Source organism: Phycisphaerae bacterium (assembly GCA_024102815.1).
GTDB lineage: Bacteria > Planctomycetota > Phycisphaerae > UBA1845 > UBA1845 > JAGFJJ01.
In genome coordinates this window covers 1-25,236 of record JAGFJJ010000058.1, presented here as the reverse complement: position 1 = coordinate 25,236, position 25,236 = coordinate 1, and the positions used below count along the sequence as shown (strand labels likewise).

Annotated in this window: 18 protein-coding genes; 9 read left to right on the top strand and 9 right to left on the bottom strand. The window is 63.1% G+C overall.

Annotation, left to right across the window (positions count from 1 at the left end):
• Positions 1 to 274: 274 nt before the first annotated feature.
• From J5J06_14435 to J5J06_14420, 4 genes are all read left to right on the top strand, one after another.
• Positions 275 to 1,309 (top strand): hypothetical protein, encoded by a 1,035-nt coding sequence (locus J5J06_14435; protein ID MCO6438289.1) that lies wholly within the window; start codon positions 275 to 277, stop codon positions 1,307 to 1,309.
• Positions 1,310 to 1,510: 201 nt separating this feature from the next.
• A complete protein-coding gene (locus J5J06_14430; protein ID MCO6438288.1) occupies positions 1,511 to 2,830 on the top strand; it encodes a PQQ-like beta-propeller repeat protein in 1,320 nt (439 codons plus the stop codon).
• 583 nt (positions 2,831 to 3,413) lie between these two features.
• On the top strand, positions 3,414 to 7,997 hold the full coding sequence (locus tag J5J06_14425; GenBank protein ID MCO6438287.1) for a hypothetical protein: 4,584 nt from the start codon (positions 3,414 to 3,416) through the stop codon (positions 7,995 to 7,997).
• A 112-nt stretch (positions 7,998 to 8,109) separates the two neighbouring features.
• Complete coding sequence (locus J5J06_14420) at positions 8,110 to 8,718, top strand: hypothetical protein (GenBank protein ID MCO6438286.1); 609 nt, start codon at positions 8,110 to 8,112, stop codon at positions 8,716 to 8,718.
• An 80-nt stretch (positions 8,719 to 8,798) separates the two neighbouring features.
• Here J5J06_14420 and J5J06_14415 read toward each other — a convergent pair whose 3' ends face one another.
• The 3 genes from J5J06_14415 to J5J06_14405 all read right to left on the bottom strand — a co-directional run bounded on the left by J5J06_14415 (position 8,799) and on the right by J5J06_14405 (position 9,914).
• Positions 8,799 to 9,038 carry a hypothetical protein gene (locus J5J06_14415; protein MCO6438285.1) on the bottom strand — a complete coding sequence of 80 codons (240 nt, stop codon included), beginning with the start codon at positions 9,036 to 9,038 and terminating at the stop codon, positions 8,799 to 8,801.
• Positions 9,039 to 9,187: 149 nt separating this feature from the next.
• Positions 9,188 to 9,433, bottom strand: coding sequence for a hypothetical protein (locus J5J06_14410; protein ID MCO6438284.1), 246 nt, complete (start codon positions 9,431 to 9,433; stop codon positions 9,188 to 9,190).
• A 343-nt stretch (positions 9,434 to 9,776) separates the two neighbouring features.
• Entirely contained in the window at positions 9,777 to 9,914 is a 138-nt protein-coding gene (locus J5J06_14405) for a hypothetical protein (protein ID MCO6438283.1), read from the bottom strand.
• A 383-nt stretch (positions 9,915 to 10,297) separates the two neighbouring features.
• On the opposite strand from J5J06_14405, the gene J5J06_14400 reads away from it, so the two are divergent.
• The 3 genes from J5J06_14400 (at position 10,298) to J5J06_14390 (ending at position 14,870) form a co-directional block, all read left to right on the top strand.
• Positions 10,298 to 10,582 (top strand): hypothetical protein, encoded by a 285-nt coding sequence (locus tag J5J06_14400; protein ID MCO6438282.1) that lies wholly within the window; start codon positions 10,298 to 10,300, stop codon positions 10,580 to 10,582.
• A 196-nt stretch (positions 10,583 to 10,778) separates the two neighbouring features.
• Positions 10,779 to 12,416, top strand: a complete 1,638-nt coding sequence (locus J5J06_14395) for a hypothetical protein (protein MCO6438281.1) — start codon at positions 10,779 to 10,781, stop codon at positions 12,414 to 12,416.
• Positions 12,417 to 12,437: 21 nt separating this feature from the next.
• Positions 12,438 to 14,870 (top strand): serine/threonine protein kinase, encoded by a 2,433-nt coding sequence (locus J5J06_14390; protein ID MCO6438280.1) that lies wholly within the window; start codon positions 12,438 to 12,440, stop codon positions 14,868 to 14,870.
• Between the two features lie 178 nt (positions 14,871 to 15,048).
• Here the strand turns inward: J5J06_14390 and J5J06_14385 are convergent, their stop codons facing one another.
• A complete protein-coding gene (locus J5J06_14385; protein MCO6438279.1) occupies positions 15,049 to 15,393 on the bottom strand; it encodes an RNA-binding protein in 345 nt (114 codons plus the stop codon).
• Between the two features lie 233 nt (positions 15,394 to 15,626).
• Complete coding sequence (locus J5J06_14380; GenBank protein MCO6438278.1) at positions 15,627 to 18,638, bottom strand: hypothetical protein; 3,012 nt, start codon at positions 18,636 to 18,638, stop codon at positions 15,627 to 15,629.
• A gap of 194 nt (positions 18,639 to 18,832) precedes the next feature.
• On the opposite strand from J5J06_14380, the gene J5J06_14375 reads away from it, so the two are divergent.
• Positions 18,833 to 20,377, top strand: coding sequence for an AbgT family transporter (locus J5J06_14375; protein MCO6438277.1), 1,545 nt, complete (start codon positions 18,833 to 18,835; stop codon positions 20,375 to 20,377).
• A gap of 74 nt (positions 20,378 to 20,451) precedes the next feature.
• On the top strand, positions 20,452 to 21,201 hold the full coding sequence (locus tag J5J06_14370) for a hypothetical protein (protein MCO6438276.1): 750 nt from the start codon (positions 20,452 to 20,454) through the stop codon (positions 21,199 to 21,201).
• A 15-nt stretch (positions 21,202 to 21,216) separates the two neighbouring features.
• On the opposite strand, the gene J5J06_14365 is transcribed toward J5J06_14370, so the two are convergent.
• From J5J06_14365 to J5J06_14350, 4 genes are all read right to left on the bottom strand, one after another.
• Positions 21,217 to 22,212, bottom strand: a complete 996-nt coding sequence (locus tag J5J06_14365) for a serine/threonine protein kinase (GenBank protein ID MCO6438275.1) — start codon at positions 22,210 to 22,212, stop codon at positions 21,217 to 21,219.
• 478 nt (positions 22,213 to 22,690) lie between these two features.
• A complete protein-coding gene (locus J5J06_14360) occupies positions 22,691 to 23,287 on the bottom strand; it encodes a hypothetical protein (protein MCO6438274.1) in 597 nt (198 codons plus the stop codon).
• Positions 23,288 to 23,509: 222 nt separating this feature from the next.
• Positions 23,510 to 24,646, bottom strand: a complete 1,137-nt coding sequence (locus J5J06_14355; protein MCO6438273.1) for a carbamoyltransferase HypF — start codon at positions 24,644 to 24,646, stop codon at positions 23,510 to 23,512.
• Positions 24,646 to 25,236: CBS domain-containing protein (locus J5J06_14350; GenBank protein ID MCO6438272.1), on the bottom strand; the 591-nt coding region annotated here is incomplete at its 5' end. The genes J5J06_14355 and J5J06_14350, both read right to left, overlap by 1 nt.

The window sequence follows — 25,236 nt, the reverse complement described above, 5'->3', positions numbered from 1 at the left end:
CGGCGCATCGGCGAATGCCGGCCGCGCATTTCGAGGCGGACACACAAATCCTGACCACCTCTTGCCGAATCCAACGCCCGTCCGGTGTTCTCCTCCGTTAGACTTGCGTTGAACGCAGGGCGATCCTTGCAACTCTGTAAGGCAAAACGCAGGGGCCGCTCCTTTCAGCCCGCGCCCCGTTTCGCCGCACCGGGGGCGCGGTTATCCTGAATGTCGTGCGGTCGACATCGTGTGCGATCGAAGAACCTCCAAGACGGATGATCAGGGGAGCATTATGCGACTTTTTTCTTATCGGAAGACGTGGGTGGTCACGGCGTGCGCTTGTCTTCTGGGCCTTGCCGCCGGTCAAGCGCTCGCTGAGTCTGTGACCATCGAGCGGAAATTCAAACCTGGAGCCAAGCACTACGTCGAAGAGAGCGCAGACATCACGCAGAAGATGCCCGGCGGTCCCGCGGGTCCCGTGGAGACGACGATGACGCAGGTTGTGGGCATGTGGGAAGAGGTGAAGAAAGGCGAGGGAGATGCCGTCTCCGTGGTCATGACGTTTGACCGGTTCAGCCAGAAGGTTAATACGCCGTTCATGGGCACGCTGGCCTACGATACCGACGCTCCCGACGCCGCGGATGCTTCCCCCATGCTCAAGCCCGTGTTCGATGCACTCATGGGGCAGTCCTTCACGCTGAAGGTCGGACCAAAGGACGCAATCGAGGGGATCAGCGGCGTCGACGAGCTTCAAAGCGATGTCTCCGAGAAAGCCGGCAATTCCATGGTCTGGGCGCAGATCAAGCAACAGTTCAACGCCGACTCGTTGCGCCAGAAATGGGGCGAATCGGCCATGGCCATGTATCCCAACCGCAAGATCGACGTCGGGGAAACCTGGACGTCCAAGACGCGTGAGCCCTACCAGTTCGGCACGATGATCACCGACTACACATTCAAGCTCGAGAAGGTGACCGAACGTGAGGGGAACAAGGTCGCCGTTGTGACCTTTACGGGCAAGCACAGTCTCGAAGCCCCGGCCGAGCCCCCGCCGGGACAGGTTACGCCGGAACTGTCCGGAGAGTCCACGGGCAAGGCGTTCTACGACATCGACGCCGGACTTTTCGTCGAGAACGAGAGCACGGCGAACATGGAGTTCCTGATCGGCCGGCCCGGCATGGAGGAGAAGAGCAAAATGGAGGCCGTGGCCAAGAGCACCTTGCGCTACCTGTCGCCATCCGAGAGAGAAAAGCAGGAGAAGGAAGCGTCGGCGAAGGCGAAATCGAATCAGGAAAAGAAGTCGGAGGAGTCAAAGGAGAAGAACGACTAGGGCTCGATCAACGTTGAGGAAGCCGATCGCAGGGGTGTACGGCGCGGGGGTAAGTCCAGGGGACGTGCCGGGCCAGGGCTCCGGGCAGCGATTTTCGCCGGTGTGGCACGTTCGTGGGAATGTCTCGGCACGGCCGGGCGTTGGGGACAGTACGCGACGCGAGTTTTGCCGCGTCGGCTTACCACTAGAGGAGTTTTGGTGATGGCAGGCGAGATGCAACCAGTACCCGCGATCGGTTTTCCCGGCAGATGCCCCAGCCTTCTGGGGATCGTGCTGCTGATCGGATGCGTCGCACCCGGAGCGGTCGCCTATGCGGGCGACGCCTGGCCGCAATGGGGCGGCGTGCATACGGACTTTCGCGTTCCGGGAGCGAAGATCGCGGACCATTGGCCCGAGTCCGGCCCCAAGGAGTTGTGGAAGCGCGATCTCGGCGACGGGTACTCGTCCATTGTCTACGACGGCGATCGCCTCTACACGATGTATTCGCGGCGCGAGAAGCTGGAAGAAAACAAGTGGGCGATGAACGGTAAGGAGGTCGTCGTCGCCTTGGATCCGGCCACGGGAGAGACGGTCTGGGAGTTCGCCTACAGCGTTCCCTGGGAGGAGGACATGGCCATGGAGTTCGGCCCCGGTCCGCACTCCACGCCGCTGGTCCACAGGGACCGTGTCTTCGCGGTGGGCTGCCTCGCCAAGCTGCACTGCCTGGATCGAAAGTCGGGCAAGCTGAACTGGAGCAAGGACCTGCATGCCGAGTATGAGGCTTCGCACCTCGGGCGCGGCTACGGCGCGAGCCCCTTGCCCTACAAGGATACGATCATCATTCCCATCGGAGGCGAAGGGAAGAGCATCATCGCGCTGAAGGCTTCGGACGGTTCCCTGGCGTGGAAAGCGCAGGACTTCGGTCCGACATATGCGTCGCCCATGCTGATCGACGTCGACGGGCAGAAGCAGCTCGTCGTCTTCACCGGCGCGGAGGTCTCGGGACTGGACCCCGACGATGGCTCGCTCCTATGGACGCACCCGCACCCGACGCAGTACGGCGCGAACATCTCGACGCCGGTGTGGTGCGATGGGAACATCCTCATCGTTTCGGCGGCTTACGGCATGGGGGCGCGCGGAATTCACCTCAAGCGCGAAGGCGACAAAACCGTCGCCGAAGAGCTGTGGTTCAGCCAGAAGATGCGCATTCAGCACGGCACGGCCGTGGCCAGGGGGGATTATCTCTACGGTTCGTCGGGAGATTTCGGCCCTGCGTTCCTGGCGGCCATGAACATCCGCACGGGTGAAATGGCGTGGCGGGACCGCCGGTTCTCCAAGGCCAACGTTCTGCTGGCAGGCGATAAGCTGATCATTCTGGACGAAGACGGCAAGCTGGCATTGGCCCCGGCGGCGCCCGAGGAGCTCAAGGTGCTCGCCGAGTTTCAGCTTTGTGATCGGAATGCCTGGACGGTTCCCACGCTCGTGGGAGATCGCCTTTTCGTTCGCGACCGGAAGTACATCCGGGCGCTCGATCTGGGGTAGGCGAAATGGGGATCTTGCGGCCGATCGTGCCAGCGGCGAGTTTCGGAGCAGGGGTACCATGACCAAGTTCGGGTTTGCGGCGGTCATTCTGGTGGCCGGGGGAATCGCAGCCAAGATGGGGTTCGGGTGAGGGCACCCCATCAACTTGCTCGGTACGGGCATGATGCTGGCGGCGGTGCCGTTGTTTCTGGTGGGGGCATCGCGAAATAACCGCCGGCCGTAAAATCAACCACTCCGAAGCAATCGCATATCCCTCGCGGATTGTGTCGATTAACAATCATCCGCATCGAGCTGACGGACTCGAGTTCCACTGCGGCTTCGCGGCGATTCGATCGCCCGTTCTCCGGAAGAGCGGCCGAAGGCCAGCCAGTCCGGAGGAACCGCCTGCGTTTGTGCGCTCTGGGAACGCGAGTTCGGGCGGCGCCGCGCCCGCTCAGGATGATCGTACTTCCATTGCTACCCGCAGTTCGCTACACTACAGCCGGGGTGACATTCACGCATTGGGGAAGACTTCTCGCAACAAACGGCCCGGCAGGCTGTCGATTTCCCGCCCAGCGAGCGAGAAGAGCAATCGAGCGCATTTATGAAACAGGCAGGGTGGATTCTGGGGATCATCGTTCTCGGCTGTTCGGCGTTTCGCGCCAATGCTGACTCGATACCGCGCGGCGTGTTTGTCGCCATCGTGGACGCCGCGGGTGAACCTGCCGGCGGCGTTCGGCTCGAATGGGTCGCGGCCCGGGGAACAATGGCCGAGTCCAGACCAGTCGGACCCGCGACCTGGTTTGTCAAACTGACCGGTGGCGATAAACACGAAGTTCGATTGACGCGCCCCGACGCTACGTCCGCACTGGTCCGGCTTGCCTTGCCCGATTCCGCGGAGACCGGCCTGCTCCTCCAGTTCCTCGATTCCGGAGTCCGCGTCGAATGGGGCACGGTCGACGCCGTGCGCGAATATGCGGCATCGCATTCGGCCGGTCCGCCGCAGCGTTTCGAATCGAATTCAGCAGTAGTAACCGGCGGCAAGCGAATCGACTCCTCCGCGGGGGTCGGCCAAGCGAACGTCGGTGACGACTGTGACCCGCTTGCCACGGTTTACTTCAACGGTACGTACGACACCACCGATCCCGATTTGTTCGCCCTTTCCGCCGAGCGCCGCACCAACGGGACGCTCACCCGCTGGGTCGTGGACGACGTGCTGCTGGAGGGCGATTCGACTATTCGGGGCGTGCACTGGTGGGGGAATGAAGCGACGCAGTTCAACTGGAGCGGTGGCGCCGACTATATCGTGTTGGACAGCACGGGTGGGCAGGGATCTCCCGGGGCGGTCGTCGCCTCCGGATTCGGGGTCAGTGCGACCCGTTTCAACACCATGGACGGACCACTCTTCGGCGATCCCATCTGGTTCTATTCCATCACCGGGCTCGATTTGCCCCTGACACCGGGTACGTGGTGGTTCGGCGTTCGTACCGTGCAAAACTTCCCATTCGGGGGGCAAGGCTGGTGGGTGACTGCGACTGGGCCAATCACCGGCAGCGAAGCCTTCATCGACTACGGCCCCAATGCGCCGGCGTGGGAGCCCGCCTCGAGCTTTTTCGGCCGGTCCTTCGATGTGGCTTTTTGCCTCTCCGGCGAGGTCGGTCCGTTTCCCTTCGGTTCGTGCTGCGATAATGCCACCGGTGTCTGCGAGGATTGCGCGCAGGGTGGCTGCGGTGCCGGGTCGCTGTTTTTTCCCAATCGATCCTGCGCCTCGCTCGATCCGCCCTGTGGAGAGTTCACGGGGGCCTGTTGTGACTTGGAAACGGGGCTGTGTGAAGAGGTAACTCCCGCAGAGTGCAGCGCAGCGGGTGGTCTCTATGGGGGCGATCGCACGACATGCGCAACGCCGAACATCTGTCCGTGCACCGTGGTTTGCCCGGCGGGCGCCGACGTCGAAGCGGAACCGGTCTGCGGCGGAAATTACGTTGACTCAACCAATCCCGGCTGCGATACGATCGATGCGCCGCAGTTCACGCCGCTTGCCTGCGGCCAGACGATCTGCGGCACCAGCGGGACATTCGTCGGGGAATTGCCGTGCGTGGTCGACGACGATTGTCCCACGGACCAAACGTGCAGCGGGGACACGTGCAGCGGCGGTCCGTTTGCGCTCCGCGATACCGACTGGTACGAGGTTGAGGTCGATGCCGAGATGAGCCTTCGGCTTCTGCTGTCCGCCGAATTTCAGTCCGCCGTTTTTCTGATCGACGGGCGCGGAGGATGCGACGGGGCGGAGACCATAGCCTTTGTCCGCGAAGCCACCTGCGAGGAACTTACGCTGAGTCGCTGTCTGGCTCCCGGCACGTACTACGTTGTGGTCGCGCCCGATCGTTTCACCGGCGTGGCATGCGGCTCGGACTATATGTTGTCCGCGGAATGCGGGGCGTGCGCCGTTGGAGCGTGCTGCTTTCCCGACGGCTCCTGCCAGCCGGATCAGCCGCGCAGCGCATGCGAAGTCGCCGGGGGGCGTTATGCCGGAGACAATTCCAGTTGTACCTCCGCCGCCTGTGCTCCCACGCCACCCAACGATGAATGCCCGCAGGCGAATAGCATCGCATTCGATACGCTCTTTTTTGGAAACAACTTCCTGGCGCGCGATGACGATTTCCCGGCGTGCGGCACGTCCGCGCCGGATGCCGGCGTATGGTTCCGCGTGACGGGAACGGGCAGCCGGTTGACGGTCAGCACGTGCCACCCCGAAACCAACTTCGACACCAAGCTCCAGGTCTTCTGCGACTGCAGCGGGCTGGGCTGCATCGGAGGCGTGGACGATCCTTCGGACGCGCCGGCCGAGTGCATTCTCAACGGGCTCAACCGCAAGGCACGCCTCTCGTTCTGCTCCATCGCCGGGCAGGAATATTTCATCCATCTTGGCGGCGTCTTCGACGATCGCGGCACGTACGGACTCACCGTGTCGGAGGAGGGCCCCTGTGGCGACGCGACGCCCTGCAGCGGCGCATGCTGCGTGCTCGGAGCCTGCGCAGCCACGGAGGGGGCGGCCGACTGTCTGTCACGGGAAGGGCAATGGTACCAGGGAGAGACCTGCCCGGACTTCTCCTGCGCGCCCGCGCGGGCGGAATCGTGTGCGGACGCAACGATCATTGACAGTGGGTCATTTCAATTGACGACCGACCTTGCGACGGCCGAGGCCAACGGTCCCGCGGGTCCGTGCGCTGTTCCGGGCGCGAATGCCATGCAGAATGACGCATGGTTCCGATATACCGCGAGCGAGGATTGTCTCCTGATGGCGCGCGCCGAGAGCGTTGCGGACGGCGACGTGTTGCTGGCACTGTACGAAGGATCGGATTGCGGTTCGATCGTGCCCGCTGGGCCGACGACATGCGAAGAGCCGCGTACCTCCGCCGCAGAACAGATCGTGCTGCATGGCGGGGAAAGTGCGTGGATCCAGATGGGCGACGCCGGCCTGATCCGCGGTGGAGGGCTGACGACGCTGACCGTGGAAGGCGTTCCTCTCGCGGCGGTGGGTGCATGCTGTCATGCGGATGGCACCTGCGACCTTCTCCAGGCCGAAGCCTGCGCGGCCGGCGGCGGCGCGTTTCACTCCGCGGTGTCGAGCTGCGATGAAGCCTCGTGCCCGACGCCCAGCCCGAATGATGAATGCGAGGAGGCGATCGACGTCGGACCGCTCCCCGCGTCCCATCGCGTCAGCAACAAGAACGCCACCGGGGCCGATGTCTGGTTTGCGGTGCGGGGGAACGGCAGGACGCTCGTCGCCGAGACCTGCGGCGCGGGTTCCGGGGTGGCCGACACGTTTCTGGAGGTCTACTGCGACCGCTGCGAGGCACCGTCCCTCATCGCGGGGGATGATGATTCCTGCGCTCCACACGCCGCGCTCAAGTGGTGTTCCGCACCGGGCGTCACTTATCTGGTTCGCGTCGGCGGAATCGACGCAACCCGCGATCGCGGCGAAATCCAACTGGGCGTGCGCGAAGAAGCCAACTGCGCAGACGCGGTGGCCTGTCCGCGGACCTACTGCATCTCGCGTGCCGTTTCCGCCGGCGGTGCGGGAACCTCGGCCGTGGTGCTCGACCGGAGTACCTTGAGCGTGGACTCCGCCTGCGCGCCCTATACGCGCCACGCTACCGAAAGTGCCATTTCGTTGACACCCGGTCGCCGCGCCCGGATCGCCGTTCGTGTCGGCGGCTGCGGGACCGATCGGATCGAGAGTGCCGCCGTCGCCGCCTACATCGACTTCAATCGGGACCTCGATTTCGACGATCCCGGCGAGAGGGTGCTTCTGGGTGATCCGCGGGGATCGCGTGGTGAACGAGAAATTTCCGGTGTTTTTGAAGTTCCCTGGTCGGCGGTGCCGGGGCTTTCCCGCCTGCGCGTCGTGGCCGAGACCGGGGCCGGATCGCCTCCTTCGCCATGCGGCTCCTACCCTGCCGGCGAGACCGAGGATTTCGATCTGACCATACTTCCCGCCACGAATCTTTCCGCCGGACCCTGGGATGACCTGGACGACGACGGCCTTCCCAACTTCTGCGACAACTGCCCTGACACGCTCAATTCGGAGCAGGAAGATTCGGACGCGGATGGATTCGGCAACGCCTGCGACGAATGCCCGGGATTCGACGACGGAGCGGATCAGGATGCGGACGGCGTTCCTGATGGGTGCGACGTCTGCGAAGGTGGCGATGATGCGCTCGATGCCGACGGCGATACGGTTCCCGATGGGTGCGACAATTGCCCGTCCGTGGCTAATGTCAATCAGGACGACCGCGACGCCGATGGCGTTGGCGACGTCTGCGACAATTGCCCCGGCGTATCCAACCCGGCACAAGGCGATTCGGACGACGATGGATTCGGAAATGTCTGCGATACGTGCAACGGATTCGACGACAGCCTGGACGCCGACGGTGACGGGGTGGCGGACGGGTGCGATCAATGTCCCGGTGCCGATGACCACGCGCCGGGGAACCTGGACGATGATGACGGCGACGGTGTCGTAAACTGCGCCGATCTGTGCCCCGGCATCGACGACGGCGCCTTTGCGCCGCAGTGTCTCACGGAGATCCCTGCGGTCTCCACATGGGGAATGATCGCACTGCTTCTCCTGGTTCTCTCCTCCGCAAAGATTCTCTTCCACTCTCCGGCCGACGGTCGCCGGTGAAGCAGCATCGCCGGGCGGAACGACGATGCTCGTCCCTTGACGCCGCCGCGAACGGTTCTGAGAATCGATTCGCGAGCGAACCGTCGAATAGGCTTCAGCCAAGGAGAGAAGCTTGCCCGAAGAAACGGAGATCAAGTCTGCCGCGAGCCCCAGCCGCGGATCGACCGACTGGCTGCACATCGCCTTGATGCTGGCCAGCGGCGCGCTGGCCGTGCTGGTTTTCCTGCTTGCCCGGGAGAATCTGCATCTCAAGGATGTGGTGACGCGCCTCGGGCAGAATCGCAATCTCCCACCGGCGGACGTATTTCGGCCCGGCGAGCAATTCGCGGCTCCCGCGCTCCTGGATGCGTCCGGCCAAGCGCGCGTGCTTCCGGACGACGGCCGCGCGAAACTGCTCCTGGTGTTCAATCCCGATTGCCATGCCTGCGAGGAGGAGCGTCCCGTCTGGCAGCAGCTTCTCGAAGATCCTGCTTTGCAATCTGTAGATGCCTACGCGGTCATGCTGGATGCCAATGCGACGCCGCCCCCGGAGTGGTTCGAGCTTTCCGGTGCGGAGCTGCTCATGTCGCCCGGTTCGAACGCGGGCTCGCTGGAGAAAGTGCCCAGTACGCCTTCCGTGCTGCTTCTCGATGGCGCCGGGAGAGTGAACGCCTTCTGGGTCGGGACCATCACGAAGGATCGACGCGACGAGATTCTCTACCGACTCTCGCTGCTGCCATGAGGCTGCTCGAAAAAGTGGAGGCGTGACCGCAGGAATCGGCCACGCCTCCTCAAGTCAAATCCGGACAAAATGGTCCGTGCTTACATCGTCTCGCCGCCGTAGGGCACGCAGCCGGTGGCACAGGCGACATAGGCATAGCAGTCATTGCTGTACACCACGCCGTTGTCGCAGATCACCGGATCCCAGACATCCAGGCAATAGATGCCCGTGCGGGGGCAGCCGCTGCCCGGACGCGGGGGCTTCTTGCCGTACGCCATCGTTCCGAAGGCCAGCGAGAACACCACGCCGGCCAACGCCAGACCGCCAACGAACTTCTTCATCTGCAATCCTCCCTTTCCAAGACGCACTGCACCCACACGCGAGAACGCACCGGCATTCGCGCAACGTGAAACCCTGGCCATGCGAACGAAACGCACGCTGCCCGCGATCGCGAGGCGTTGCGGTTTCGCACTTCGCATAGATTCTCAGATCAGAAATCGACGGGGATCGGACCGCCGTCTCCGTAGGGAACGCAGCCCGTCGCGCAGGCGCGATAGGCATAGCAATCATTGCTGTAGATGTTGCCGTCGCTGCAGATGACCGGGTCCCAGACATCCGGGCAGAGAATCGGCCTGGGGCAGCCCGAGCCACCGGGCTTCTTGGCATAAGCCATCGTGCCCACACCGACCGCGACGACTACACCTGCGAGCAGCGCAGCAGAAATGATTCTACGCATCTCTCAAGCCTCCTGTTTTGCGAACCATGACGGCATCCGACGGGAACGACGCATGAACCCGCGCATACCGGGATTTGTGACAATCTTTTACCTGACCGCGTCTCCGCCTGTCAAGGCCAAACGGCCGGCGCTTGCGCTCCTGAAACCTGCGAGCCGGCCGGATTTCCCGGCTCACTCGGCACCCCCCTCCTTGACCGGCGACCATGCCGGGCGATTCGAACTCCCGGGGGCCGGCGCCGATCGCGCAGAGCGAGAATCGCAGGCAGGCTGCAAGCGCCCGGTCAGCGATCCACGGGCGGGCGAACCAAGGACGGGCAGGAATACAACCGTTGCACCGCGCCCATCAGCCGCTGCCATAGATGCCGATGATCCAGAGAGGGAAGAGTGGAGGAAAGAATAATCCCAACAGATAGCCGATCACCCAGAAGCTGAGATGAATAAAAAGACCCGATGCAATCGTATCGCCACCTACTTGGTACATTTCTTCCTTCCTTTCTTTGGCAAGGAAGCACAGCAGGTGAACCAGCGCCACTCCGGCGCAGGCCCGAGTCCAAGGAAATGTCCTAGTCGCGGCTCCTGGATTCCGGCTTCCGCCGAATCGACAAGCTCGTTGCTGCCTTGCCACCCGTCAATTCAACGCCCCAACCTCACGCTTCAAAGCCGGCGGTGCCACTCGAGGAAAACGACTGGTCATCCCGTGTTCGCCGAGGTTTGTGCTTCAGTTTCTACTTCGCCGCGTTTCCAACTGTCAATGACGAGTTGCCGCTATTTGCGTTCCTCAAGCCTGCGACCCGACCGCGTTTGCTCGTTTGTCTCGGTGTCCTCTGCCTTGACCGCAGGCGGCCGCGGGGGATACTTATTCCCGTGGCCGAGTACTCGAACTATCAAAAGAAGCTCATCAACCGCTATTACGATCGCCGCGACGAGATCATGCTGACCCGGCTCGGCGAGATCGTCAGCGAGCTCTTCATTGCCGAATCCGACGCCAAAGCCGGTCAGCTCTGGAAGCGTGCGGAAAAGGCCATGGCCAATCTAAGAATCCCGGCGTCCGTATCCGGGCATATTCTGGCGCAACGCGACCCGGCCTTGCTCGCCCGGCACCTTCGAACATGGCTGGATGAGGCCGCCCGCCAGCGGTCCGGGCGGTAGCACCCGAGCCCGCACGGGTGGCGGATGGCCCTGGCTCCCTTACTTGCCGAATAACCGCTCCCGGTTTCCGAATAAAGGGGCGACACCAGCCGTCTGGGCGAGCCGAATCTGGCCTGTATCAGGCGAGCCCAGTCGGTTTTTGACCCTTCGGGGCCCGGCTTTATGATCGGGCCTCGACGAAGTGGGGAGATCCGGGATGTTCGGCCAGTTGTTCAACTTTCGAGTGAAAGCAGCGGAAAAGGCCCTGCGTGAAGGCAGGCTGGAAGAGGCCTTCCGCCTGGCTTCGTCCGAGGACATCCGCGGAGATCGGCGTGGCGCGGCCGTGCTCGCGACACTGGCGGAGCGCTTTCTTGAGCGCGCCCGAGAACACTACAGAGCGGAACGATTCGCTGAAGCTTTACTTGATCTCGATCGGGCAGAGGTCGGCGGCGTACTTCATGACCAGATCGCCGAACTGCGTCAGCAGGTTCAGACGGTGGCGGCGGAGGTGTCCCGCCAGCAGGGGGTTCGGCGGAACCAACTCCTGGAGGCCCGGCGGAAGCTGGATGCCAACTCTCTCGCGGCCGGTCAGCGCGCCCTGGAACCGGTCAGCGCGGATGATCCCGAAGCGGCAGGCCTGCGAAACGAGATTGCGCAGCGCACAGGAGAAGCCCAACGGCAAGTCGCCAGTGCCCTGGAGTTTCTCAGGCTGGATCGGCTCGCCGAGGCGGCGCAACGTGTGAAGCGCGCCGCATCGCTGGACGCGCGGAATCCAGCCGTGCTCGAAGCAGAGAGGCAGCTCACGGAGGCTGTTGCAAGCCAAGCTCGTGAAGCGGTGCTCAAGGGGCTCTTGCAGGGTGCCGAGGCGCAGCTTCGACTCCTGACGGGGTTCAGTAATCTCCCCCGTTCGATTCGTGACTTGCAGGACGTGCTGGACCTGGCTCGCAAGGCCGCCGACGAGATCCGCCGCTCAGATTGGACTTCGGCCCGCCGAACGACGCTTCGGCTCGTGCGCCTGCTTCCGGACGCTTCCTGGGCAAAGGAGCAGGAGGAGCTCGTCCGTGCCGCAACCGACGCCGTCACGGCGCTGCAATCCGGACCATTGGGTGAGTTTGTTCAATGGAGTCGCGCCGGTGCGTCGCCCCCCGTTGCCAAGAGTCCGCCGCCGCCTCCGGGCGCGCGCATGCATGAGACGCTGGCTCTGCCGGGGCGAAGGGAACTGGCGGACGGCCGCGATGTCCGCACGTCCTCCCCAGGGCATCTGCTCCTGCTCGTGGACGGAGGCGGCAGCTACCTGCTGGTTCGCGGCGCTCAGGCCTCGGTGGGCAGGGCCGCTTCGGCCGAACCGGCGGACATCCCCCTGATCAGTGATCTCGGGGAACGCACGACGAACATCGTTCGCGTTGAGGATGACTACTTCCTGATGTCCACCCGCGAGGTCGATGTCAACGGGCGCCCCACACGGCATCATCTGTTGCGCGACGGCGACCGGATCGTGTTCGGCAAGAGGGCGAAATTGAACTTCGGCCTGCCCAGCCGGCGGAGCGGGTCGGCCGTGCTGGATCTGAGCGATACGACCAAGATGCCCAACGATGTTCGCCGCGTTGTGCTATTTTCCGGGCACGCGACCATCGGCCAGGGGCCGACGGTTCACATCGGCTGCCGGCATGCGGGCGTTCCGCTCGTGCTGTTCGAGCGGAGCGGCTCACTTTGGGTCCGTCCCAAGAATGATGGACACGTGGCCGGCGACGCGATTCCCGTAGAGCCCGGCCAACCGGTGGAGCTGTTCGGTGTCAGTTTCGTAGTGCAACCCTGGACCATTCGGACCGGCACGACGCCCGGTCCTACCGCCTGATGAGGAAAGCGACGGCCTGCGATGCCCTATACCTTCAAACACGGTGATCGCCCGCTCGATGATTTCACCATCCAGCGTGCCGTCGGGACCGGCGGATTCGGCGAAGTGTACTACGCCCTGAGCGACGGCGGGCGGGAAGTGGCCCTGAAGTATCTCAAGGCCAACCCGGAGATCGAGCTACGCGGCGTCACCAACTGCATCAACCTGAAGAGCCCGCACCTGGTGAGCATTTTCGACGTGAAGAAGAATGCCCACGGCGAGTACTTCATCGTCATGGAGTATTGCTCCGGCCCTTCGCTGCGCGATCTGCTCATCGCCGAGCCCACGGGATTCGGTCCGCAGAAGGCGGCGTTTTTCTGCCGCGAGATCGCCAAGGGGCTGAGCTATCTTCACGATCGCGGCATCGTTCACCGCGATCTCAAGCCCGGCAACATCTTCTACGACGACGGCTACGTGAAGATCGGCGACTACGGCCTGAGCAAGTTCATCAGCGTCTCGCGGCACAGCGCCCAGACGGCGAGCATCGGTACGGTTCACTACATGGCGCCGGAGATCGGCAGCGGCAACTACTCCCGCGGCGTGGACATCTACGCCCTGGGTGTGATGCTCTACGAGATGCTCCTGGGCAAAGTTCCTTTCGACGGATCGACGATGGCCGAGGTGCTGATGAAACACCTCACCAGCCGCCCGGAACTGGATACGCTGCCCGATCCATTCGCCCACGTGATTCGTAAGGCACTGGAGAAAGACCCGCGCGATCGCTACCAGACGGTCAACGAGATGACCGACGATCTGCTCGCCGTCGAGCAGGTCCGCGAGAGCCTCGCGGGATTCAGTCTGCAGAGTCTGGATGACGCGGTGTTGCGCGGATCGCCGGATCGAAGTCCGTCGCCGATGCCCTCGCCGAATCCCGCTCCGCGCGGGTTCTACGGGAGAGGGGATGCCGGTTCGGTGCCCGTCGCTCTTCCCGACCGCGTGTCCAAGCGTATGGAGCGTGTTGCCCGGCGCATCGATAAGAAAATGGCCAAGCTCGGCGGGCAGCGTGACGGAGGCAGCGCCAAGGACGCACCGCCGCCGGTCCCCGACTGGGCGGCAGGGAGAAATGGTGCTTCGCCGGGCCCGACTCCCATTGCCCTGTCCACGCACGAGCAGCGCAAGCGCATGCTGCTTTCGTTGCTGATTACCGCAGGAATCGCCGCGGCCGTCGGCATTGTCGCCGGTTCGAATACGAGTCATATCGAGTTCGGCCTGGCCGTTTCCATGATGACCCTCGCCATGTCCGGCGGGGTATTCCTGGCCGCCGTGGGTGTTCGCTGGTTCGGAGCCGATGAAGGTCCTACGTGGACCCGGCGCTTCATCAACGCCGGTTCCTGCGCCTTGCCCTTGTTGATCGGAATGCTGCCCGCGCTGGCAGGCAAATACGATGACGAAGGCCTGGCGATGTTCCTGGCCCTGACGGTCGCCGCCGGTTTTGGTGATTGGAGTGCGCCGCTTCGCCGTCCGAGCGAGAGCGACTTGAACATCGGCTCAGTATTCTGGGCGGGTCTGATGACCATGATCCTCGGGGCGATGATCGGCGGCATGATGAACGTCGCTCAGACGGAGGTGGCCATGTTTGGCGCGGGCGGGATCGCGGCGGCCACATCGATCATTGTACACATCAACGCCTGGTGGATGGGGGGACAGGCCCAGCGCCGTCGCCGGTGGAGCGCGTTCCCCGGCGCCCCGGAGGGACCACCATTCGAGTCCGAGCGGGGACATTTGCATTCGCCGGTCCGGGCGGAAATGGATACGGTAGGTCTGAATCGCTCGGCCATCCCCGCGGTTGATCCGTCCGGCAGCGTTGCCCAAGCGGGCAATTCATCTTCGCCCATCGACACGCGCCGGCAGGGAAGTGAGATCGAACCTGCACCCGATCCGTATGAGGGCCGATACCGCTGGGGCATCACCCGTGGGTTCTGGGGCCTTGTCGCATTCGCAGCCATGAGCCTGGTCATCGTATTGTCCATCTCTCTGGGCATGATCGGGGGGCTTCACAAGGATGAAGAGACAGCGATGATCCTGGGCATCATCGGCTCCGGCCTGGTGATGTTGTTCGCCCTGCGCAAGACGACGCCGGTACACCGGCCCGGTTTCTGGCGAGAGACAATTCGTCCCGCGATCCTGACCGTGCTGGCGTTCGTCATCGGCGGGCTGATCACCGGCATCAGCCGTTACTGGGGATGCGCGGAAGTCGGTCAGGAGGGCTGCGTGGCGATGGTGTCCGGCCTGGTCATCTGCTCGATCACGCTGCTGGTGATCTTCTTCTTCACCGGCGGCGATCCGCAGCGTCGCCACCCACCGCGGCATCGTGCGGCGCAACCGTTCCTGAAAGAGTCCGACTCCGCTCGTGGCGGCGTTGCAAGACAGGAGGCTGGTCTTCCGGTGGGGACAGCCGAGCAGGAGCGCGATTGAGCGAAGCGCTCTGTCTGCAAAAAAGTACCGCCGGATGAGAGGCGTTGTGGAGCTTCTCATCCGGCGGATTATTTTTGAGTTCTTATGTCGCCCGAGTTCGTTTCTTCGGAAGCAGCGCGCCTACCTCCCGAAACCGCTCGTTGGCATCATCGACTCACATGCTCTCCTGAAAATGCGCCTAGTACCGATCGCGATCGCCGCGACCGCCCCGGCCGCCGCCGTAACCACCCCGGCCGCCGCCGCCACCACCGTAACCACCCCCACGACCCGCACTCTGGCGAGGACGTGCCTCGTTGACCGTGAGCGTCCGGCCGCCTTGCTCCTGGCCGTTCAACGCATTGATCGCCTCCTGCGCCGCGCCGTCATCCGGCATTTCCACAAAACCGAAACCCCGGCTGCGACCGGTCTCCCGGTCCATGACCACGTTCGCGGAGCTGACTTCGCCGAATTCCGTGAACATCTGGCGCAGCTCCTCGTCGGTCACGCCGTAGCTCAAATTCCCAACATAGATATTCTTGGCCACTTCGCTCTCTCCAAAATCCAAAAAAAAGGCATCAGCAACGACGGTCAGTCCTCTTCAGCTACAAACCCAGAAGTGGCCTGCCGATCACAACGCGGGATGCCGGCGCGCGGCAACCCCACTATTCGCGGGGGAACTCTAACGCAGAACCGGACTTTTGTCCAGTTGGCGGCCGGTCGTCCTCGCCGCCGGGAGCCCCCAGTCATTATCGCCATTTGGCTGCCCCGAACTTTCCATCATGGCGCCAAATCGGACTCCTGGGGAGGCACGGGACATGGGCCCTGCCCCTGAGGCCCCGGCGCCCCAGGCACCGTATACGGGTAAAACTCCTTGCCCGACCCCACGCTGAACGCATTGACCGCCCGAAGCACGTCCGGTCCGTTCGTGACCCGGTCCGTTTCCTCGGGGTTGATATCCGTCCACGTGAAGCTCGGCGCGGTCGGAACCGACGAAGCCGCCTGGAGCGCGGCGCTGATGTCGAACCCGCTCACGCTTCCATCGGGCGGCGTCCAGGAATTGGCCGGCGTGACCGGCGTCGTCCCCGCATTGCCGGCCGCACTGAACTGCCCCACGATATCCGCCCACCAGCGCCCATTGGTCGGCATCGGCGCGGTCGAGACGACCAGCGGCGGCGAGAAACTCACGCCGTCAAGTGTGGTGCGGACCTCGTAGCTCTGTCCGGGGGCGATCATGCACCCGCCGACGTGCACCTGCGGGATCGAAGCGTAGTCGTATAGCGGCGGGAAAGGGTCGGACACAAGGAACGTCAGTCCCTGGCCTTCGATCTGTGCCGGGGAAACCCGCGGTGTGCTGATCCCCCAGGTCTCTCCACTGCCCACGTGCGTGACTTCATACCCGTGCTGCACGCCCGCCAGAATCGGGTTGGGCTGGAAGCTGATGTACCGGTTCTTCACGGCGCCGTCCGGATACTCGTCCAGCGGCAAAGGAGGCGGGTCGACCCCGTTGATCAGGACCACGGATCCCGGCTGGGGAATCTGCCCGAACACGACGCCCTGGGCCGGGTCGACGCCCGCCGTGACATCGATCCAGTTGCTTCCGTTGAAGAAGAACATGCGGATGTCCTCTTCATTCCCGTACACCTGGTTGGGCAGGTAGGGTACGGCGAGGTCGAGCGGATTGGTCCCGAGCACGGCCGTGGCATGCAGGTTCCAGTACGGACGGTGCATGCGCACTTCCTCGGGGTGCGGCGGATCGGGGAAGGCATCGATGCGGCTGACGATCAACTGGCCGCTGGTGAACGCATTGGGAATATTGAGTTGGAATGATCGATCTGCATGCCAGGATCGCTGCGTCGGGGCGAAATCCAGGATTTGCGGTCCGCCCGGCAGAATGGGCAGATCGTTGACCTCGTCGACGTGGATGAACACTGAGCGTGTTCGGTCGCTGCGATAGTCGTCGAAACTGACCGACGCCACCGAAAAACTGTACGGCGTATCGGTGGACAAGCCCGGTATCGAAATCACCGGCAACGGCGACGAGGCCACCACCTCTCGGGTGTAGTTGTTGTACACTTCAAAGCCAATGACGGACGGATCCTCCGGGGGCTCGAAGGCAAGTATCACATCCATTGTTCCCGGCGCGAGATTCGCAACGGACGCGTGAACACGCGAAGGCGGCAGGGGGGACTCGTTCGTAAGGCTGACTACCGTGTACCCGTCGACGGGCGGCAGGGCCCCGTTGGTAATATCGTTGTTGCCGTCGGTCGTGAGTGTGATGACTCGTTCCCGCTCCGCGACCTTATCCGATCCCGTATACGTTACGACGATGCTCTGCCCGTTGGTCAGGTCATTCGTCGATGTGCCTTTCCAGACGGACAGGTAACACTTGCCATCCCCGGCCACGGCGACGGAAGTCATCCATCCGGCCGGCAGCCCCGTGACCTGGTATTTCGTCGGATCGCAGTCATCCACACGGATGTGCATGTCCTTGGGCTGCTTTTCGGGATATCGTGAGACCGGCGGGAAGTAGACATTGTAGGTGATCTTCTTGCCGTTCTGGCCCAGATCGTCCAGGCTCGAAGTTGCGGAGGCGTCCGGACTCATGGAGATGAAACCCTCGACCGTGCCGGAGGTGCCATCATAGTTGTGTTCGAGCTTGCCGTTTCCGGCCGGGTCGGTGAGCGTCATCTCATCCACCATTCCCGTTTGCGGGTCCATAAACTGCACGGTTCTTGTGGCTCCGGTTCCCGTGATCCGCCGCACGGTGACGAAATGGCACTTTTTTTTCCCGCCCTCACGCCAGCAGACGAGAATGAGAATGTCCTCGCCTTTTTCAAATTCCCCATCGACGTAATCGAATGCGCGGATGTCATTGCCGGACAAAGTCCCTTTGGCCACGAGTTGGCCCTTGTGGGCCCCCGGTTCATTCGTCTTGCCCTTTTTCTTGCCTTCGTTGACCAGCTTGTTCATGGCTTCCGTGAGCTTGGCCAGATCCGTTCCCACCCCACCCATGTTCGTCATGGCATCCTTGCGAAGCTGCTTGATGAACTCCTCGTCCGAGTTCTTCTCGTCGCGCGTCTTGAGGTTGGGGAATCCGTTGTTCCGCCAGAATTGCAGGCATGATGCTGCGGCCGTCGGACCGCATTCGTCGGTCCCCAGTTGTGTGATCAAGGGAACGTCATGCAGATCGCTCAGTGGCGGATCGCTGGCCCCGGGCGTAACCGGAGTGCCGCCCGCAATCAGCGTTGGGCTCGTTTCATCCATCGCCGAGCAACCGGCCGTCACATTGTCGATGAGAATCGGCTCCTGGGGGAAACCCAGCCCACCTTGCAGCGTGAAGGCCACGGTGACGTTGTCGGCGCAGCCCGCCGCGGAGAGCTTGTACGTCTGCCAGCCCGCCGCGACCGGGATTCGCCGCGTGACGCCGCCGAGCTGAACGGTTGCCTGGTCGATCGAATCTTCGGCAGGATAGTACGCCTGGAACTGAATCGTGCAGTGGGTTCCACCGGCGGAGCAATTGAATGTCTGGTAGATCGCGCTGAATTCGCATGCGAACGGGCCGTTCCTCGTGCCGAGATGAGCGGCCTTCTCTCCGCAGGTCGCCGCCTGGTCCGGCGGGCAGTTGATTCTCGCCGCCGTCTCGCACCCGGCGGACGGCGCCGGCTGAGATTTCCACGGCGATGTGCCGCTCTCGAAATCCCCGTTGGAGAAGGGCGGCGCCGCTTGGGCTGGGATTGTCTGGAAAAGAAAGACACCAAAGGCAGCGGCGATTGCATTCGAAGCGCGCATGGCAAGAACTCCTTGCGAGATGCAGGATGAACTGCGGTGAACTGGCCCGATGCACGTTTTGTACCGCCACTTTGACGGGGGTTGCAACCCTTTCCGCGTTTGCACTACATTTCTTCCGCTCCCAGGAGCCGGGGAACGTTATCGAACTCGCGAAATGACTTCCGGGTTTTCGCACCTAAAAAGGCGAGGCAAGCATGGCTGACGCTACCGTAATCCGAAGAGGCGGCCTGATGGATACGTTTCTCCGCGTTATTGAGCGCGGTGGGAATGCCCTGCCGCATCCAGCCACACTTTTTCTGATCTTCGCGCTGGTCGTGGTGCTGATGTCTGAAGTCGTTTCCCGCTTCGGGCTGGAAGTCACCCATCCCGGAACCGGAGAACTTGTTCGCCCCGTCAGCCTCCTCAACGTCGCGGGACTGCACCGCATTCTCACGAATCTGGTGACCAACTTCACCGGATTCGCACCGCTGGGAACCGTGCTCGTCGCGCTCCTCGGGATCGGCGTGGCCGAGTCCAGTGGGCTGATCGCCACGATGATGCGACTGGTCGTACTCTCCGCGCCCAAGGGACTTCTCACTCCGGTGATGGTTTTTGCCGGCATTCTCTCCAACATGGCCAGCGAGATCGGGTACGTGCTTCTTGTCCCTCTGGCTGCGACCATTTACCAATCCGCCGGGCGCAATCCGCTCACGGGGATGGCCGCCGCATTCGCCGGCGTCTCCGCCGGGTACAGCGCCAACCTTCTGCTCGGCACGATCGACCCGTTGCTGGCCGGTCTGACCCAGGAGGCCGCGCGGATTCTCGAGCCGGCGCGCGAGGTCAGTCCCGCCTGCAACTACTATTTCATGTTCGTTTCCACGTTCTTCCTGACACTGGTGGGATGGTGGGTAACCGATCGAATCGTCGATCGACGATTGTCGGGCACCACGGTGGGACATGCCGAACCGTCGGCGGAGACCTCGCAGGCGTCGAGGCGCCTCACCCGGGATGAACGTCGTGGGATGTGGTTCGCGACGTTCGCGGCCGCGTTGTTTGCCGCGGTGTTGCTCTGGGGGACGATTCCTGCCCGGGGCTTCCTTCGCGACCCGGAGGACTTCAGCCTGCTGCATTCGCCCTTCATGTCCGGCATCGTCGCCTTCATTTTCTTCGGCGGGGCCGTGTGCGGGCTGGCCTACGGCATCGGCGCCCGCACCATCCGCAATGATGCGCAGGTGATGGACGGCATGGGCAAGTCCATGGCCACGCTCGGCGGATACCTCGTCCTCGTCTTCTTCGCGGCGCAGTTCGTGGCGTTTTTCAACTGGACCAACCTCGGGATCATTGTTGCCGTGGAAGGAGCCGAGGCGCTGAGGGCATCGGGTCTCGGCGGTCCGGCGCTGATGGGCTGCTTTGTCGTTCTTGCCGCAGGCCTGAATCTCTTCATGGGCAGCGCCTCGGCCAAATGGGCGATCATGGCTCCGGTCTTCGTGCCCATGTTCATGCTGCTGGGCTATCCGGCGGAAATGACCCAATGCGCTTACCGCGTCGGCGACAGCGTTTCGAACATCATCTCGCCGAGTATGTCCTACTTCGCCCTGATCATCACCTTTTTCCAGCGTTATCAGAAGGACGCCGGCATCGGAACGCTGGTGGCGACCATGCTGCCGTATTCCGTGGTGTTCCTGATTTTCTGGAGCATTCTGCTCGTGCTGTGGCTATTCCTCGGCTGGCCCCTGGGCCCGGGAGCACCCACTACCTGACTTGCGGCATGCCGGCAGCCCTCGCGGGCGGGAACCGACGCACCTCGCTACAATCCCGCGGAATGATAGAAGCTTTGCCACGAAATGAACTGCGTCTGGTGGACGATCCCGCGCTGTCCGGTCCTGCGAACATGGCCCGCGATGAAGCCCTGATGCTGCGTGTCGGGGCCGGAGAATCGCCGCCCACGCTGCGGCTGTACCAGTGGTGTGAACCGACCATCTCACTGGGGTATTTTCAGCGCTTTGCGGAGTACGAGGCCCTGCCTCCGCCCGCCGGCTCGTTACCGGTGGTACGCAGGCTCACCGGTGGGGGCGCGATCCTCCATGATCTGGAGCTGACGTATTCCATCGCGTTGCCGTTGTCGCATCCGCTGCTGGCAGGGGGGCCGAACCGACTCTACGAACTCGCCCACGATGCCGTCATCGCGTCACTCGGCCATGCCGAGACGGCTCCGGCGCGATGTGGCACGACCGACGATTCGACCGCCGGGCGCGGGCCGTTCTTCTGCTTCGCCCGCCGTCATTGCTTCGACGTGCTGCTTGCCGGGGAGAAACTGGCCGGCAGCGCCCAACGCCGCACGCGAACGGCTGTTCTCCAGCACGGCTCGATCGTTCTCGACAACCGTTTCGGCCAGCAGCCGACCGCGCGGGTCGGGTTACCGTTCGAAGCAGCCGTTGCCGAGCTTCGGCGGGATTTCGCGCATCACTTCGCCGTGCAAACCCAAGCGATCATCATCAACGGGGATTGGACGCCGGAGGAGTTACCGGCGGCGGAAAGTCTCTTCGGAAAGTATGCCGGCGAGGAATGGACCCGGCGGACCTGATCGATGGCAGGGGTGTTACTCCCGCTCCTCGCCTTCCAGCCATTCGTCAATTTCGCCGACATCAATTCCGTTCTCGGAGGCGACGCCGATGTCGTCGACGATCGTATCGTAGAGCGTGTCGTCCGCGTGCTCCGTCGATTTCTTCTCGGCGAGTTCTTCGATGCTTGCGGCATCGGCCGTCGCCGGCTGACGCTCGATGATGGCCTGGATCAGCCCGATGCGCTCCAGCACCTTGGTCATGTTGGGAATGCGCTTGGCGGGATCGGTGTGGCAGCAATCTTCGATGAATCGGACGACCGGGCGAGGCAGGCCGTCCATCGCGGGCGTCCGCACCTGCTCCAGCCGAACGCCGGCCAGGCTCTGCGAGTGCAGGAACACCGTCTGGTTCATTTCCGTGGGAACCGGTTTTCCGGTGAGCACGCGATGCAGCGCGGCGCCCAGACCGAACACGTCCGTTCGCTCATCCAGCGTGCCGCGCTGCGCCTGCTCCGGAGCCATGTAGTGGATCGTGCCCTGGATCTTCGACTTGGCTTCGCCCAGTCGAGAGCTCTGACCCAGATCGATCAACTTCACGCTCTCATCGGGTGTGATCAGGATATTCTCGGGCTTGAGGTCCGCGTGGACCCAACCGGCCCGGTGCATGGCGTAGAGCCCCTCCGCCACTTGCCGGAAAAGGGCAAGAAGTTTCAAGAGCGGACGCCGGAATGCGTGGTCCGACATCGACATGCCGTTGACATATTCCATGAAGAGGATCGCCCCGCGGACGCGGAGACGCTGCCGCATGATGCGCAGTTCGTAGATTTTTCGAATGACGGGGTGATCAATCGAGGAGCCGATCAGGTGCTCGGCCCGGAGCAGGTCAACAAAACTGTTGTCCTCGGGGCGGACAATCTTGACGATCTTGACGGCATAGTCCTTACCTGTCCTCATGCAACGGGCGAGGTAGATGCGACTCTGGGCGCCTTCCCCCAGCTTTCCCAGTACGCGATAATTGGGAATATCGAAGCTCATGGAGCTCCACCCCCGCTGACGTCCCCGGCCACGGAGTCGTGTCGACTGACCCGCGAATGGGCACGAACAGACCCGCGCGCGCCGAACCGCCGCCAGGCGAAACGAACGCAATGCCGAAAGTTGCCGCCTGTTGCGAACAACAGGTGCAGGTCTTACCTCGAATGACGATACGCACTTGCCGCGGTCCCGACCGGAGTATCAACTCCGGCTATTCCTACGGACCGCAAACGTGTCCCGATGCGAATGTGCTGGTTCAAGATGGGCAGGCGAGGCAATGAAAGGCGACTTTATGGATGATTTCGATTCCAACGGGTGCGCGGAGTCAATCGAGCCGCGCGATAATCAGATCGCCTGACCTCCTCGAATCAGCAACCGCGCAACTATAAAAAGCGACAACTGTCGGGTCAACGCGGCGCCGGCCGGATGAGCATGACGCTCCTGCCTCGCCGGCGCCGCGGACCCGGGAAATCCCGATGGCTTACGATCGCTCCGTCTTGCCGCGGCTATCCCGAACCGGGGCATTGGGCTGTCCGGCGATGTTGATCTCCGCGGCCGGGCCGTTTACGACCTTGCCCGGCGACCCCGGACCCGTGATCAACGTGGCTTCTTCCGTCGTGTCGACGGTGATCTTGAACTTGCCCTTGGCGTCCGGCGATGCCGCGAGGGTGAACGTGGCCAGGTAGGCCGTCTTGCTCGCCGGAATGCTCGAGGTCCCTTCATAACGGATCGCGACGACTTCGCCTGTTGCGGGGGCGGTCGTGTTGATGACCCGACTCCCTCGGAACAGGAAGTCGGAGCGATTCTGGTCGACCACGATGCCCTTGAGAATCAGGTTTCCGGCATCGCCGCCCTTGACGTTGAGCTTCAGCTGGTAGCCGGAAACGTCCGCGGCGTTGGCCACAAACACATCGATCTTGAATTCGCCGCCGGGGGTTAACGTTGTCGTCGAGGTCTTGAAAGTCAGAACAGCAGGCTTGTCGACCATGGGCTTGATCGGCTCGGCGAGCGCCGTTGCGGCCAACGTGCAGAATCCGGCAAGAACAACCAACGACACAGCGCGATGCGATGAACGCATGACAAGACTCCTCATTGGCCGCCCGGTTGAACCCGGTTCGTCGGGACATCGTGGCGGTAGACTTCGTTATCGGGCCCCTGACGCGAAGCGCAGGAAACAAGATACCACTCCACATCATGCAGTCGAGCGAAATCCCGTAGGGACTTTAGTTGGGATCCGAAGTTTGATCGAAGCCGATCCAGAAAAAGCCACACTGAATCTTCGTCGGCGTTAGTTATTGCATTATCGGACGCCGCAGCCGGCCGCGGCTACGGCCTGGCCGACGGACAAACCCGCGTCCCCCGGCGAGAGACGCTCATGGATCAAGACTCGCCGGAAGCCGCCTCCGAGGAGCCTGGACTGAAGCTGAGTAACAAGGGTGCGGTTCAGCATGCACCCGCCGCTCAAGACGGCCGTGTCTAGACCCCGGCTCGCGGCGCTCTGGATCGCGACGGCTGCAAACATACTTGCGACGGTGGAATGAAATCGCCCGGAGATGCCGGCGGGGGCCGTGCCGGAAATAACGTCGTCGCAGATCGCCCGAATCATCGGCCGGATCGATATGTGCGGCCCCGAACCGTTCACGATCGTGGCAAACGGGTAGGGGTCTCCTTGCTCGCCCAGTCCGATCGATTCAAGGCGCATCGGCGCCAGGCCTTCGACGTCGTTGGCATCGCAACAGCCGACCAGAAAAGCGACTGCGTCGAAAAGCCTCCCGAGGCTCGAAGTGGGTGGACAGTTGAAACCACGCCGGAGCATGTCGCCGACCACGCGTAACGACTCGGGCTCGACGCGATCAAAGAGCGCGGCGACCTTCGGGTCGATCTCGTGCTCGTAGGCCTGGTCGACCAGGCTCAGCGCCGGGCGCCACGTTTGCCGCGCGGCCGCGTCGCCGCCGGGCAGCGGGAAGTACTCGATGTGACTGCAACGATCGAAGGCGCATTCGTCTCCACACAGCACCTCGCCGCCCCAGACGGCACCATCGGTCCCCCAGCCCGTGCCGTCGCAGATGATGCCCACGACCGGCGTCCTGACATCGTGTTCAGCCATGACGGCCACCATGTGGGCGTGATGATGCTGGACGCCGATTCGAGGGAAGGTTTGCGCCGCAGCCCATGCCGTGGAGGCAAAAGCCGGGTGCATGTCATGAGCGAGGACCAATTCGGCATCGGTGCCGAGTTCTTTCCAGGCCTCCGTCTGGGTGCGGAAACTCCGGAAGTTGGCGGCGTTAGAGAGATCTCCGTAGTCGCGGCTTACGTGGGCCTGCCCATCTCGCAGAAGGCAGATCGTGTTCTTCAGATCGGCGCCCAATGCAAGAACGGGAGGGCGTCCACGATCTGGAACGGGGAGCGTTAGAACGGCGTCGGTGGGAATGGACATCAGGGGTGTTCGGGAACCAGAACAACGAGGCCCGCATCGCGCAGACGAGCCTCCGCCTGACTCGCCTTGTTTCCCCGAAGTCGCAGGTAGAGGGTCGGCTCGGCGCCGTCCCGCCGCATCGGCGCGACGATGGCGCTGACAATATCATTGTCGAATGAGCGCAACGCCTGAAAGGCGTATGCGAGGTCCTCGCCGAGGGACGGCAGGGCGACCTCGATGCGCTCGCCTTCGACGCCCAGGCCGGTCAACTGGTGAAACGCGCCGACGACGTCGTAGCGGGTGAAGATCCCCACGAGCTTGCCCGCCTGGAGAACGGGGAGCGCGTTCAAGCGCTTCGACCAGAGGCAATGCACCGCCTCATCCACCGTGGCGCTGGAGGCGACCCAATCGGGATCGAAGGTCATGACCTCCGTGACCTGAAGAGACTCGCCGTCGCCTAGGTCGTATCGGTGCGCGCCGCGCACACGATGCTCCTCGAGCATGCCCACCAGCCGACCGCTCTCGTCCAGGACGGGCAGTTGATGAATGCGATGACGATCGAGCAAGGCGATGGCCCGGCCCAGACTCTCGTTACTGCGTACGGTAATGGG